The following is a 13,840-nucleotide window of genomic DNA, read 5'->3' on the forward strand; positions in this document are numbered from 1 at the left end:
GCCCGGTGCCTGCGCGAGCGGTAATCAGAAGCCTTCGAGCACGAGCTTTCCTTTGGCCGCGCCGCTTTCCAAGACGGCATGCGCCTTCTTGAGATTGTCTGCATTGATCGGGCTCATGACGTCGGTCACCGTCGTTCGAATCTTCTTCTGGTCGATGAGAGCAGCGACCTCATCAAGGATCTTTCCTTGCTCGGCCATATCGGCTGTCTCAAAGATCGCACGGGTAAACATCAGCTCCCAATGGATGGAGACGGCCTTGCGCTTAAAGCCATTTATATCGAGCGATTGAGGGTCGTCGATCAGGCCAAAACGGCCCTGCGGGGCAATCAGCTCGACGATATCCTTCAAATGTCGGTGTGTCTCGGTGGTGGAGAAGACAAAGGACGGAGCACCGATGCCGAGTTCCGCAATCTGCGGGGCGAGCGGCCTTGAGTGATCGACCATATGATGAGCGCCAAGTTCCTTGACCCATTCCTGGGTCTGCGGGCGGGACGCCGTTGCAATGACCGTAAGGTCAGTCAAAGCCCTCAGCAATTGAATCGCAATCGATCCGACGCCGCCAGCGCCGCCGATAATGAGGACTGCCGGTGCACCGCTTGCAACCGGCTTGCGAACGTCGAGCCGGTCGAACAGCATTTCCCATGCCGTCAAGCTCGTCAGAGGAAGAGCGGCAGCCTCGGCAGCCGAGAGGCTTTTCGGCTTGTGTCCGACAATGCGCTCATCAACGAGGTGGAACTCGCTGTTGGCGCCGGGTCGCGTAATCGATCCTGCGTAATAGACCTCGTCGCCCGCCTTAAACGAGGTGACGCCCTCACCCGTGGCGGCAACGCGTCCGACCGCATCCCATCCCAATACCTTCCAACCGCCATCGGGCGCAGAGGCACTGCGGCGAACCTTGGTATCTACAGGATTGACCGAGATGGCCTCGACTTGCACCAAAATGTCGCGGCTCTGTGGCGCTGGCTTTTCGATCTCGACATCCACCAACGCGTCGTCACGGTCCAGCGATCCGGCAGTCTTATAAGCCACAGCTTTCATCGATTAGCTCCTTACCAATTGAAGATGATCTGCAATTGTGCATATCCTCATAAAGAAGCAATACGCACAAAAGTTGCCAGTAGTGTCAAAAAGGATACCATGATGGCCAAAGTCCGTCATTCGAGGTTCGACTGCAGTCCGGGCTGTTCCGTAGAGGCCGCCGTCGGCCTCATTGATGGCAAGTGGAAATCGGTCATCTTGTTTCATCTGCTTGACGGAACGCTGCGATTTGGCGAAATCCGTCGTCACATTCCCCAGATCACGCAGCGCACCTTGACCAATCAGTTGCGCGAACTGGAGGAAGATGGACTGATCGAGCGAAAAGTCTACGCGGTTGTGCCGCCAAAGGTGGAGTACAGCTTGTCGGCCTTGGGGCGCAGCATGGAGCCCATCTTGCTGGCGCTGAAGGCCTGGGGAGACGCCAATATCGGCCTCTACGGTAAACCGCGCGAGAAGGCTGCCTGATTTTACGCCGCCTTTCGCGTAGCCTTTGAAGGCCGCTTGGCAAGAAGCTCGTCGAACGCTTCGTCGAAAAGCGCAGCTATCCGGTCCGGAACATAACGATGTGCCGAAGCAAGCGCGGCCTGGGACATCTCCGGCAGGCGCTGCGGATGGTTAGCGATGGCTTGAATAAGCTCGGCCAAAGCGGCGTCATCGCCAGCCGGAAAGACGAAACCGTCGACACCCTCACGGATGGATTGCGGAATGCCGCCCGATCGTGCGCCAATGACTGGCACCCCATGTGAAAAGGCCTCGACAACAACGCGACCAAAGGGTTCGTTGAAAAGCGAGGGAACAATGCTCACATCAATCTGGGGAAAAAATGCATCCGGCTTCGACCATCCAAGAAAGCGGGTGTTGGATGCGGGAAAGCTCTTATGCACATCGCGGGCATAATCGCTGTTACCGGTACCGGCGATGAGAAAGGTCACGTTCTTGTTGCCGGCCAAACGGTGAGCGGCCGCCGCCAGCGTATCCAACCCCTTCACCTTGTCATGAAGGCCGATAAAGCCGAAACGGATCGGTCTGTTCTCGACGGATTCCTTCGCAACCGGTGCAGCAACGGAGGGAATGATCCCTGGCACCGTTCGGCGGAAGGCCTTCGGGAAATAGCCCTCCGACAGGTGACAGTCGATGATGAAATCGGTTTCGCCCATCACGAGATCGACATAACGGGTCAGAAGTTTCTTGCCCGGAGACGCAGCGCGGCAGGAGGCGCAGGCCGTCCGACAATTGTGGTCGCCGCGGCGCATGCTTCCCTTCCAGCAGATAAGGAAGGTACTGAAAAGCATATGGGCCGTCGGTACATCAAGGCTTTTCGCTGCCGCCCAGGTCGCCACGTTGATGTTCTCTATGCTGACCGTGAACACGACGTCAGGGCGAAAGGCTCGGATCTCACGGCGCATGGCGAAAAAGGCACGCGGGTTGAAGTTTTCGATCGCATGCCAGGCCAGCTTCTTCCAGGCAGGACGCGGCAGGCGGTAATTCCAGTCGATGTTTAGGCTGGGCAGGCGATGAACCGGAACGCCTTCATAAACCTCATGCTTGTCCTCTCCCGCAACATTGACGACCAGAACGTCGTGGCCCGCCGCAATCAAGGTCTTCGCAATCATCATAGAGGAGATCGGCCCGCCGCCATCCATGAATGGCGGAAAAGCCGCACAGGCCATCAGAATGCGCATGCGCTGTCTCCAAAAGCCTCTACGTCGGGTGCTCCTACAATTTCATCGATGTGACGGCTCATCGTCGCTTTCATCGTGGCAGTTTCTTGCGAAAGGCTGCGACTGTAAATCAAGGGCATTGGTCCATCTTTCCGCTTCAGCACCAGGAAGATGCGCTGCAAGAGTCAAGAATTGGCAAAGAACAGCTATCCAGTCATCAATTCAGCCGGAGATCTTTATGCGGCAGATCGACTTACGCGGCTCGAAGCCGGCTTGCTTGGAACAGTTCAAAGCCGCTAAGACGAAACATCAGTGAGGCCGCTTCGGTTTGGTTTTGAGAGCCTGATCCGTTGAGACTTCCATTTATTCTATTCAGAAAGGCGCGCAACCATGGAGATTTCCGAACTTATCATTCCTGGCGATACGCCGGGCGTAAGCTGGAAACTGCCGATCCTTTCGTTCAAGGGCCAAGACCCCAAAGCACCAAAGGTCTATCTTCAGGCCGCTCTTCATGCCGACGAATTGCCTGGCGCTGCCGTCCTGCACTTTCTCACCGGGTTCTTGCGCGATGCCGAGACCCGCGGCGCACTCCTGGGCGAAATTACGATCGTTCCACAGGCCAATCCGTTCGGTGCTGCACAATCGCATTTCGGCGACATGCAAGGGCGCTTCGACCTTGGCTCGCGGAACAATTTCAACCGGGACTTCCCGCTGATTTCCATCAGCGAGAAGGCGAGCCTGACGAAGGAGCTCGATCGGTTGACTGCGATCAACCGGCTCAAGAGGCACCTTCTTTCCATGGCGCTCGACGCCGATCTCGTTCTAGACCTGCATTGCGACGACGAATCCCTGCAATATGCCTATATCGACAGCGCTTTTTGGCCGGAGGCTTCGGATCTGGCGGCAAGCCTCGACATGCAGGCGGTCCTCTTGTCCGACGGAGAAAGCTCGGCTTTCGAAGAGGCAGTATCCTATGCCTGGAAGACCGAGGTACCCGGTGCGCGCAAAAGCCGCCTGCCGGGAAAATTGTCGGTAACACTCGAGTTGCGCGGGCGCCGAGACGTCGATGCCGACCTTGCCCGTAAGGACGCCGAAGGTCTGCTACGCTTTCTTGCCTTGCGCGGGCTGGTGAAAGAGGATGTCGTTTCCCACGACTTTGCAGGTCCTGCACTGCCCCTCGATAATGTCGAGATGATCCGCGCGCCCGAGCCTGGCGTCGTTCTTTTCCACCATCCGATCGGAAAATATGTCCAGGCCGGCGATGTCGTGGCGACCCTTCTGACAAAGCCGGGTTTCGCCGATGGGGAGCATGAAGTGCGTGCCCCACAGGCCGGTCTGATCCTTACCCGGGTATCGGCACGCGCCGTGCGACGAGGCGGCGACCTCATGAAGATTGCCTGCGGGCAACCGAGCAAAGTCAACCGCAAGCCTGGCACGCTGGAGGATTGAGATGGGCGTCACGATTTACGGCATTAAAAACTGCGACACGATGAAGAAGGCTCGAACCTGGCTTGACGAGCATGGTATCGCCTATGACTTCCATGATTATAAGGTGGCAGGTGTGGAGCGTGAGCACCTGCGCAGATGGGCGTCCGAACACGGCTGGGAAACCGTCTTGAACCGCGCCGGAACGACTTTTCGCAAATTGCCCGATACAGGCCGAACCGGTCTCGACGAGGAAAAGGCAATCGCACTGATGCTCGAGCAACCGGCGATGATCAAAAGACCGGTCATCGAGGCGAATGGGAAGGTCATCATCGGCTTTCGCCCTGATCAATACGAAACGTTCTTCAAGGCCTGAGCATGTCGAAAACCACTCGTGCGACCCAGTTTCTAGAAAAGGCAGGTGTCGATTTTACATTGCATGCCTATGACTATGATCCCAATGCCGAGCGCATCGGTCTGCAGGCTGCCGAGGCGATGGGCGAAGCGCCTCATCGCGTTCTGAAAACCCTGATGGCGGAGGTCGATGGCAAGCCGGTCTGCGTGGTGGTTCCTTCCGATAAGGAAGTCAGCATGAAGAAACTGGCGCACGCTTTTGGGGGCAAGTCCGCCCATATGATGAAACCGGCCGACGCCGAGCGGCTGACCGGATACCATGTCGGCGGCATCAGCCCATTCGGCCAGAAGAAGCAGGTGGCAACCGCTATCGAAGAACAGGCCCTTTCCGAAGATCGCGTCTATATGAATGGCGGACAGCGCGGACTACAGGTGAGGCTGGACCCGAAGGACGCGCTCAAGGCCCTGAATGCAAAAGCTGCGGCATTGGTCGCCTGATCCCCGCCTTTTTGCCACAAAGCAAATTAGGGTGTGGGTGAGTGATCATGAGAGGATGCAATTTTATGAACGTCGTGCCGCAGAACGCAGTTTCCGTCGATCCCGTTAAACTCGAAAAGCTCGGCGAAGTGGCGGTGAAGGTCGGCCTGAGGCTGCAAAAGGGCCAGGACCTTCTCATTACTGCACCCATGGCCGCCCTGCCCCTCGTTCGTTTCATCACGAAGCACGCCTATCGAGCCGGTGCGGGATTGGTGACCACCTTCTACTCCGATGAACAGTCGACACTTGAACGCTACCGCGAGGCCGACGAGGCAAGCTTCGATCGCGCGGCGGACTGGCTTTACCAGGGGATGGCCAAGGCATTTGAAGGCGGCACTGCGCGCCTCGCCATTGCCGGCGATAACCCGATGCTGCTGTCGGAGCAGGATCCTGCCCGGGTGGCCCGGGCGGCACGCGCCAACTCCGCGGCCTACAAGCCGGCTTTGGAAAAGATCTCGAACTTCGATATCAACTGGAACATCGTTTCCTTTCCGAACCCATCCTGGGCAAAACTCGTTTTTCCGAACGATCCGGAAGCGATTGCCGTTGCGAAGCTTTCCAAGGCGATCTTCGCTGCCTCGCGGGTCGATCAGGACGATCCCATCGCAGCGTGGACCGACCATAATGCCAATCTTGCCCGCCGTGCCGGCTGGCTGAATGACCAAAGATTCGCAGCGTTGCACTTCACGGGCCCAGGCACCGACTTGAGAGTGGGCCTCGCCGATGACCATGAGTGGCACGGCGGCGCATCGACCGCGAAGAACGGGATTACCTGCAATCCCAATATCCCGACGGAAGAGGTGTTTACGACCCCGCATGCCCTGCGCGTCGAAGGCCACGTCTCCAGCACCAAGCCGCTGTCGCATCAGGGCACGCTGATCGACGATATCAGGGTGCGGTTCGAGGGCGGCCGCATTGTCGAAGCGACTGCCAGCCGCGGCGCCGAGGTTCTTGCCAAGTTGCTAGACACTGACGAGGGCGCGCGCCGCCTTGGGGAAGTGGCGATGGTGCCGCACTCCTCGCCGATTTCGGCGAGCGGCATCCTGTTTTACAATACTTTGTTCGATGAAAACGCGTCCTGCCATATCGCGCTCGGCCAGTGCTATTCGAAGTGCTTCCTCGACGGGGCTAATCTTTCGCAAGATCAGATCAAGGCGCAGGGCGGCAATTCGAGCCTTATCCACGTCGACTGGATGATCGGCTCCGATAAGGTCGATATCGACGGCGTCAAAGAGGATGGCGCGCGCGTACCGGTTATGCGCGCCGGCGAATGGGCCTGAATTTTTCCTGCAACAGCTGAGGCGGGATCAAATCTTTACGATCAGAGCCGACCGCGAAAAATACCCGCGTACTTCGCGCGCTGCGGTCGGGGTCTTTCCGTCAGTAAGGGGTTGGAGCATGCATCGAACCGCAAGACTGCTGACCGTGGGTGACCCTGCCCTGGAAAGCGTTGCATCGCTGATGGAAGAGATGCAGCGTCATTATAACGTGGCCTGTCCGCCCCGTGCGAAGCTCATGAAGGGGCTGAAAGACAGGCCGGCCAATGCGGAGATGCTGATTGGCGAGAAGCATGACCGCGTCATTGCATTTTGCGCCTTCACGACGGTCTATCCGGGGCCTGGCTTACAGGCCGGCATCTTTCTGAAAGAGCTCTATGTGAAGCAGGACTGCCGTGGCGAGGGTATCGGACGGCATCTCATGCAGGAGCTGGCCGAGATCGCGGTGCAAAGAGGTTTGGCACGCATCGACTGGACCGCAGATGCCAACGACTTAAGGCTACTGTCTTTTTATGATGGCCTGGGCGCGGCTCGAAGACCGGAAAAGCTGTTCTATCGGCTGGACGGCGATGCGCTTTCAGCACTCATCCGCGATTGATCCGCAATCGCTTGATGCGATTGAATGTTCATTTCACGCAAATCGAGCCAAATGAGCCTGACATGCCTTAGAACAAGGTTCCCTGCTTGGGCTTGGGTTCGACCTGTTCTGGCGCGGCGGCTGGCTTTGACGGGCGCTTGCGAGACCCGGTAGAACCATCGCCGCTTGTTGCCAGTGCACCGATCCGTCCATCTTGAAACTGGATGGTCAATCCGGCACCTGCCGATATGGCCGAAGCTGCACCCAGGATCTTTTCGTCCTCGTCGCGAATGATGGCATAGCCGCGCTTCAAGACGTTCTCATAGGATAGTGAGAGAAGCATGCGGTCCTGGGCTGTCAGTTCTGCCCGCCCCCGGGCAAGTTGATGGCGAACGGCTGTATCGGCATGACGCGTGAGGCTGTTGATCCGCTCGCGCAGACGCTCCGTCTGAGCCTTCAGACGAGCGGGAAGCGATACAAATGTCGCATCGGCGCGCAAAAGCGGTGCCTTCAACCGCTCAAGCATCCGCTCGGTGCTGCGGGCTGCCCGCGACCAGCGGTCTTCTAACCGCTGGCGCCTCTCGGCGAGCCGGGAGGAAACGAGGTCAGGGCGCAATTGGGCAGCCATACGCTCGAAACTGTGGCGCTTGTTCAAGGTATTCAGTTCGAGCCCGCGGCCGAGATGACTGGCCACTTCATGGAAGCGCCTCTTGGGATGGACCAGCAATTGATCCATTGCAGGGGCGACCCTGGCGCTGATCCGCTCGAAGGCGCGCCGCTTGTTCAGTGTGTTCATCTCGAGCCCGCGCCCGAGATTGACTGCTATCTCGTCGAAACGCCGACGCGGCAGAGCCAGAAGTTGATCGAGCGAGGGCATGGCCCGCATCAGGGATCGCAGAGACTGGCGACGGTGATCCATCTGCCGGCTCGTCGCGCCACGTAGGCGCGCAGACAAGGCCGCCAGTTGCGCATCAAGCTCTGCCTTGACCGGCACGGCCATTTCGGCAGCCCCGGTTGGCGTGGGAGCCCTGATGTCGGCGGCGTAATCGATCAGCGTCCAATCTGTTTCATGCCCAACGGCAGAAATCAGTGGAATGGCGCTGGCGGCCGCTGCGCGAACCACCGCCTCGTCATTGAAGCTCCACAGATCTTCCAGGCTGCCGCCGCCGCGGGCCACGATCAGGACATCCGGCCTAGGCATGACGCCGCCAGGCTCAAGCGCATTGAAGCCTGCAATGGCGTTTGCGACCTCCTGCCCCGACCCTTCTCCCTGGACTTTGACAGGCCACAACAAGACATGAACAGGAAAGCGGTCGGCGATCCGGTGCAGAATATCCCGGATGACCGCGCCGGTCGGCGATGTCACGACCCCGATCAACTTAGGCATAAACGGCAGACGGCGCTTTCTCGCCGGATCGAACAGCCCCTCCTCGCCAAGTCGACGCTTTCGCTCTTCGATGAGCGCCATCAAAGCGCCGGCCCCTGCGGGCTCCAGCGTTTCAATCACGATCTGATATTTTGAAGAACCAGGAAAGGTCGTGACCTTTCCGGTGGCAATCACTTCCATGCCCTCTTCGGGCCGGAATTTCAGACGCGAGAACGTCCCTTTCCAGATCACGGCATCGATACGCGAGCGGTCGTCCTTCAACGAAAAATAGGCGTGTCCCGATGAATGAGGGCCACGATACCCGGAAATCTCTCCCCGTACACGCACCCGGTCAAAGGCGGTTTCCATGGTACGCTTGATCGAACCGGACAGCTCGGAAACAGAGTATTCCGTCAGGTTTGTCAGCGAATCACTGTCGAACAAATTCGTCATCCGCGATTTGTAGCGCACTGCGGCCTATACAGCAGCCAAAGTTTGGTTGCAGCACACCATTTTCAAGAACTTTCCCGTGATTCTTTAAGAGCTTCAGTGGAAAAGAATACGCAAGTTAAGGCTTTTCAACCGTTTTATGGCAATTTTTTAGGCAGATTCGGGAGCTCCTGCAAAAAAGAATCCCATTTGTGAACATTTTGCGACGCAAAAGCGTTTTTACTGTGTTACAACTCTTATGGGTTAAGACACTCGGGTGCGCGATGCTTGAGGAGGCGTCCGCACAAGCACCGATGTTTAGCGGGAGTGAGCCATGATCTTTGCTATATCTACCTTATTGGGCGTTGCGACGGGTTTGACCCGTTCACTTGCATCCGTGACGCTAGTAGCGGTTTCCATCACTGCTGCCTTTGCTTTGGCCGCAGCGACAGGTCCTTCCTCAATCATCAGCCTTCTTCTGGCGCTTGCCGGATATAATGTCGGCTTGATGGCCATTATCGGCAGTCTCGTGGTCTGGCTGAAGCTCAAGTCCCTGATGGAACGCGTGCAGACAACGGCCAACAGCTGAGGTAGTTCCTTCGTCGGCAAGTAAATCACTGCCCTTCGTGAAGGGCATGAATGACGGTCGATGGCTGGCCGTTTTATTCCTCGATTGCCCTGGCGCTTGACTATCTCTAACTACGGCGAGGACAGCCGATAAAAGCGAACAGCGCTGCCGGACTGGGCCGAGACGGGCGACAGATAAGACGGAACGAACCCCTCTTTCATGCGAGCGTACAGACCGGTCGGGCTCGCCTCGATGATTTTTGCGACCTGAGCATCGCGATCGCAAAAGGCAAAGAAGGTAACACCTGCCTTGCGCATGACACTTTCTGCCTCCTCAGGACTTTTCAGACCCGTTTCGATCTGCGCCAGAATTCCCGAAGCATTACGATGATATGGCGCTGAAAGAGCACTGTGGGCAGTAAAGCGGAGCACAGGAACACCCATATCAACCGGCGCGTCGACAAGGCCAGGCGGCAAGCCTTTCAGCGACTGGAACGCATTTTCGTCATAGCAAGCGGGATGAACCTGGCTTCTTGCCTGGTCGTTTGACGGATCACGGCTAGCGACCAAAGTGGCGAGCAAACCCCAGACAGAGGCGACGCTCGCGAAGACTGAAAGAATGTAGGCGCAGGCTTTGATCGGGTTGCCTCTTTCGGCCATGGATGCGTGCCTAAGCTGCGCGACGGCGAGAGCCAGCGGCAAGATGGCAATCAAATTTGAGAACATCGCCCCCCTGACCTGAACGGCGGCAATGGCAAGACTGACAGCAAGAAGAGGCAATAGAAGTAGGTGCTGCGTGACTTGACGCCATTTCCACACCTGAAACAGGCAGAGTGAGAGCGCGAGGAATCCGGTCGCATAATGAAAACCGAGAGAAGCGGGATCCGACCTCATCAATGTAACGATCGATTGCGCCTCTCCTACCAAGCTCAACCAGAACTGGACGACCAGCGGATCAAGACCGCTCAAGGGATTTTCAAGACAGGCGGGTGTGATGATCCGCGCGGCGGCTGCAAGGACGATGCCGGTTGCTCCAAGACAAACAAAACGCATGGATCGGCTAATGCCACCTGCAAACCGCGATGACAGGCCAAGCAGGACGCCGCCGATCGCTGCAAGGCTATAAAAGCCCACCGATAGATTATCGCAGGTTACGACCGCATAAGATTGGCGAGGAACGGTCGCAAAAAAGAAAAACGTCAGGGCTCCGGCGAGAGAAAGTCCGTAAGCTGACGCAAAGGCGTCATAGCTTTTGCCTTCCCAGCCCCATCGCAGCGCGACCGTCATAGAAAAAACGGCGATGAACGGTGTGGTTTCCGCGCCGATGGCCATGGCCATGGCTGCAGCAATCCCGGACGCAGCGGCGCTGGATGTCTTTGCAGACGGATCGAGCAGCATCGCCAGCATGATGGCCACCAGCCCCATCTGAGCATTGTGGTGATCGATCGAGCCTGGTCCAAAGCGGTTCGACGCCATGACGATGAAGGCCGTCAAGATCAGGCTGAAATGCATCGTCATGACGCCGCCGATCCGTCGTCCCGCAAGGCCCATGCCCGCCATGACAGGAATGATCAAGCTGAAGGGCCAAACGATCAGAGCAGCCGCTTCGGCCTTAGGGCTGGAAAGAAAAAACGAAAAGAAGCGCACCAGGACAGCGATCGGCAGATCGATGAAACGTGACCAATGCATCAAGGTGCCGCTAGAGCCCAACCGGTATTGATGCAGGTCGAACCAGCCTTGACCACTCAGAAAGTCACGTACCTCCACGAGCCGCATGGCATCGTCATTGTCCGCCCCGACGTAATCGCTCGCGTTCGGTATTTTCAGCGCGGCAATCAAGGCCATGACGAGGAGGCTGTAAGCCAGCACGCTCGGCCAAAGCCGGCTCGACTGAACGATGAGCCCTTGTTTCAGAGCCGAAATGAGCTTCCGGTGGTGCTGAGCTGCGGCAAATGTCATCGCGATATCCAATGCCAAGGCGGACGATTAACAGCCAAGCGACAAGATGCAGCGGCCGGTATTCCTGACATAAAGGATCTTCGTTTCCCGCTAATGAATCTTTTGGGGCACGGAATAAAAGCAAGACGATCTAATGCGAGAATATCGCGGCAATGAAGCCTGTTGTTAACGGCGCTGGCTTAACGTGGCAGGCCTAGTGCGTGATAGGGTTGCCATGGTTCGCCAGACAGAGACGATACGGGTTGCAGTTCTCATTCCCTGCTACAACGAAGCAGCAACGATCGGCGACGTCGTGAAAGGCTTTAAAGCGAGCCTGCCGGATGCTGCCGTCTATGTTTACGACAACAACTCGACGGACGGCACTGCACTTTGTGCCATGCTGGCAGGAGCGACCGTCATGCGTGAGCCGAGACAAGGCAAAGGCCATGTCGTGCGGCGCATGTTCGCCGACATCGAGGCCGACATCTACATCATGGCGGACGGAGACGGGACCTACCGTCCGGAGGATGCGGAAGATCTGGCCCGCACGCTGATCACGGAGCGTGTCGATATGGTGGTGGGTACGCGGCGCGGTATTCGTGCAGATGCGGGCCGTCAAGGCCATGCCCTCGGCAACAGGCTGTTCAATCGGCTCTACCGCCTGATTTTCGGCAACGACTTCACCGATATATTTTCAGGCTATCGTGCCTTTTCGCGACGTTTCGTCAAAAGCTTTCCCGCCCTTTCCGGCGGATTTGAAATCGAGACCGAGATGTCGGTGCATGCCTCGCAGTTGAAGCTGCCCGTATGCGAAATCGAACTCGACTATGGACGTCGACCGGAAGGATCGCATTCCAAGCTTTCGACCTTGCGCGATGGCAGGCGCATTCTTTGGATGTTTGCGATGCTGATGAAGGAAACGAGACCCTTTGCCTTTTTCGGTCTGCTCGGTTGCGTCTTCCTCGGCGCAAGCCTTGCCTTCATGACGCCTGTCCTGATGGAATATTTCAGCACCGGACATGTTAGCAGACTGCCGACATGGGTGCTCTCGCTGGTTCTGATGATGATCTCCTTCATGCTCTGGACAGCAGGCATTACGCTCGCCTCCGTGTCGCGCGGGCGAACAGAACAGTTGCGGATCCACTATCTCAACCTGCCGTCCTTGCCCGGCTCACATGACGTCGCAGATAACGATCGACGCGGTGGCAATCCCTTGTCGGAAAAAGCCGCATGAAGCGGCTAGCCTGTTTTGTCCTGGCGGGGGGCGCAGGATTTTTGACCGACGCCGGCATCCTTGCCCTTCTCCAGCATCTGGACTGGTGCGGACTGTTTCTCAGTCGTCTGATCTCCATTGCCGCCGCGATAAGCGTCACCTGGCAGCTCAACCGCCGCCTGACCTTTGGTCGCTCAGGCTTGCCCGTCCATCGCGAAGGCATCAGGTACGCCATCATCGCCGTCATCACGGCGATCTTCAACTATGCCTTCTATTCGGCGCTTCTCATCAGCACGCCGATGATCGCCCCGCTTGCTGCGATGGCCTTGTCGACCATAGCAACCATGGGCCTCAGTTTCTTTGGCTATGCACGCTATGTCTTTTCAAGCTCTCGACACCCGGCCGAGAGCTCAACGGCTTCCGCCGCTCAGGAACCTTAGACCTTTTCCCAGCCGTCGTGTTCTCCAGCCCGATAAATGGCATCGATGAGAGCCTGGTTGCGGCGAGAATATTCGAGCGTCACAATTTCTGCGGTCTCTCCCTTGGCAGCACGCGCAAAGGCTTCGATTTCACACCGATACTGGCGGCTGTCCTGGAAGCGCATATGGATCGACTGGTTATGCTTGGCATTGGTAAGCTCAAGCTCTTCGGCGCCATAACGATCCGCATTGAAGGGCGATTTCAGTTCGATATAGCCATCGGTTCCGTGGAAGACCATGATCTGCCGACCGGCGAGCTGCGTTGCTATATAAAAGCTTAGTTCGAAGTCGCCGAAATCCGCTCTCACGCTGGAATAGATGTCCGTTCCAAACTCCGCATCACGCTCGATGGCGGCCTGAACCCGGATAGGCTCCTTGCCGGTGGCAAAGCGTGTGGTGAAGGTCGGATAGACACCGATATCCGGCAAGCCGCCGCCGCCGAGCGCCGGGATATTGCGCATGTTGGACGGGTCGCGATTGAAATAGGTGAAGGCGCCTTGCACATGGCGTAGGCGGCCGATCGCGCCTTCGGCAATCAGCTCGCGCACCTTATGCCAGACCGGTGCGTAGCCGACCATATAAGCCTCGGACACTACAACGCCGTTGCGATCGCGCGCCTCAATGAGACCATCGATATCTTGTGCCTTGAGCGCAATCGGCTTTTCGCAAAGGACATGCTTCTTCGCATCGGCGGCGCGAATGCTCCATTCAATATGTTGCGAGGTCGGCAGCGGGATATAGACGGCGTCGATCAGATCGGAGGCAAGCATTTCCTCGTAGGAGCCGAAAGCATGCGGGATCTGGAAACGATCGGCAAACTGCCTGGCTTTGCCAAGATCCCGGCTCGCTACTGCCGTGACGACGGCATTTTCAGCATCCTGAATAGCCGGCACGACCAGTTCCTGCCCAATTTTTGCGGTCGACAAAATCCCAAAGCGCAGCATGCGTGTCTCCTCATTTTTATCTCCGCGAACTTATT

At 57.4% G+C, this 13,840-nt stretch carries 14 protein-coding genes; 9 read left to right on the forward strand and 5 right to left on the reverse strand.

Going from position 1 to position 13,840, the window contains the following annotated elements; translation table 11 throughout:
- Positions 1–24 precede the first annotated feature (24 nt).
- Positions 25–1,038, reverse strand: a complete 1,014-nt coding sequence (locus VQ830_RS10740; protein ID WP_337268091.1) for a zinc-binding alcohol dehydrogenase family protein — start codon at positions 1,036–1,038, stop codon at positions 25–27.
- A 102-nt stretch (positions 1,039–1,140) separates the two neighbouring features.
- Here VQ830_RS10740 and VQ830_RS10745 point away from each other — a divergent pair, with 102 nt between their 5' ends.
- A complete protein-coding gene (locus VQ830_RS10745; RefSeq protein ID WP_337268092.1) occupies positions 1,141–1,503 on the forward strand; it encodes a winged helix-turn-helix transcriptional regulator in 363 nt (120 codons plus the stop codon).
- Positions 1,504–1,505: 2 nt separating this feature from the next.
- On the opposite strand, the gene VQ830_RS10750 is transcribed toward VQ830_RS10745, so the two are convergent.
- A complete protein-coding gene (locus VQ830_RS10750) occupies positions 1,506–2,720 on the reverse strand; it encodes a glycosyltransferase (RefSeq protein ID WP_337268093.1) in 1,215 nt (404 codons plus the stop codon).
- A 369-nt stretch (positions 2,721–3,089) separates the two neighbouring features.
- Here VQ830_RS10750 and VQ830_RS10755 point away from each other — a divergent pair, with 369 nt between their 5' ends.
- The 5 genes from VQ830_RS10755 to VQ830_RS10775 all read left to right on the forward strand — a co-directional run bounded on the left by VQ830_RS10755 (position 3,090) and on the right by VQ830_RS10775 (position 6,890).
- Positions 3,090–4,148, forward strand: coding sequence for a succinylglutamate desuccinylase/aspartoacylase family protein (locus VQ830_RS10755; RefSeq protein ID WP_337268094.1), 1,059 nt, complete (start codon positions 3,090–3,092; stop codon positions 4,146–4,148).
- 1 nt (position 4,149) lies between these two features.
- The gene (locus VQ830_RS10760) at positions 4,150–4,500 is read left to right on the forward strand and encodes an ArsC family reductase (protein ID WP_337268095.1); all 351 of its coding nucleotides are present in this window, start codon (positions 4,150–4,152) and stop codon (positions 4,498–4,500) included.
- A gap of 2 nt (positions 4,501–4,502) precedes the next feature.
- The gene (gene ybaK, locus VQ830_RS10765; protein ID WP_337268096.1) at positions 4,503–4,976 is read left to right on the forward strand and encodes a Cys-tRNA(Pro) deacylase; all 474 of its coding nucleotides are present in this window, start codon (positions 4,503–4,505) and stop codon (positions 4,974–4,976) included.
- Positions 4,977–5,041: 65 nt separating this feature from the next.
- Complete coding sequence (locus VQ830_RS10770) at positions 5,042–6,295, forward strand: aminopeptidase (RefSeq protein WP_337268097.1); 1,254 nt, start codon at positions 5,042–5,044, stop codon at positions 6,293–6,295.
- 118 nt (positions 6,296–6,413) lie between these two features.
- Positions 6,414–6,890 (forward strand): GNAT family N-acetyltransferase, encoded by a 477-nt coding sequence (locus VQ830_RS10775; protein WP_337268098.1) that lies wholly within the window; start codon positions 6,414–6,416, stop codon positions 6,888–6,890.
- Between the two features lie 67 nt (positions 6,891–6,957).
- Here the strand turns inward: VQ830_RS10775 and xseA are convergent, their stop codons facing one another.
- Entirely contained in the window at positions 6,958–8,688 is a 1,731-nt protein-coding gene (gene xseA, locus VQ830_RS10780; RefSeq protein ID WP_337268099.1) for an exodeoxyribonuclease VII large subunit, read from the reverse strand.
- 310 nt (positions 8,689–8,998) lie between these two features.
- Between xseA and VQ830_RS10785 the strand changes: the two genes are divergently transcribed.
- Positions 8,999–9,253: a hypothetical protein gene (locus VQ830_RS10785; protein ID WP_337268100.1), complete on the forward strand. Its 255-nt coding sequence runs from the start codon at positions 8,999–9,001 to the stop codon at positions 9,251–9,253.
- Positions 9,254–9,363: 110 nt separating this feature from the next.
- Here VQ830_RS10785 and VQ830_RS10790 read toward each other — a convergent pair whose 3' ends face one another.
- Entirely contained in the window at positions 9,364–11,190 is a 1,827-nt protein-coding gene (locus VQ830_RS10790) for a hypothetical protein (RefSeq protein ID WP_337268101.1), read from the reverse strand.
- A 214-nt stretch (positions 11,191–11,404) separates the two neighbouring features.
- Here VQ830_RS10790 and VQ830_RS10795 point away from each other — a divergent pair, with 214 nt between their 5' ends.
- Both VQ830_RS10795 and VQ830_RS10800 read left to right on the forward strand, forming a co-directional pair.
- Positions 11,405–12,403: a glycosyltransferase gene (locus tag VQ830_RS10795; protein ID WP_337268172.1), complete on the forward strand. Its 999-nt coding sequence runs from the start codon at positions 11,405–11,407 to the stop codon at positions 12,401–12,403.
- Positions 12,400–12,822, forward strand: coding sequence for a GtrA family protein (locus tag VQ830_RS10800; RefSeq protein ID WP_337268102.1), 423 nt, complete (start codon positions 12,400–12,402; stop codon positions 12,820–12,822). The genes VQ830_RS10795 and VQ830_RS10800 overlap by 4 nt, the downstream gene beginning before the upstream one ends.
- Here VQ830_RS10800 and VQ830_RS10805 read toward each other — a convergent pair.
- On the reverse strand, positions 12,819–13,805 hold the full coding sequence (locus tag VQ830_RS10805) for a Gfo/Idh/MocA family protein (protein WP_337268103.1): 987 nt from the start codon (positions 13,803–13,805) through the stop codon (positions 12,819–12,821). The two genes, VQ830_RS10800 and VQ830_RS10805, sit on opposite strands and share 4 nt — an antisense overlap.
- Positions 13,806–13,840: the final 35 nt, after the last annotated feature.

Source organism: Oryzifoliimicrobium ureilyticum (genome assembly GCF_037199735.1).
Lineage (GTDB): Bacteria > Pseudomonadota > Alphaproteobacteria > Rhizobiales > Rhizobiaceae > Rhizobium > Rhizobium ureilyticus.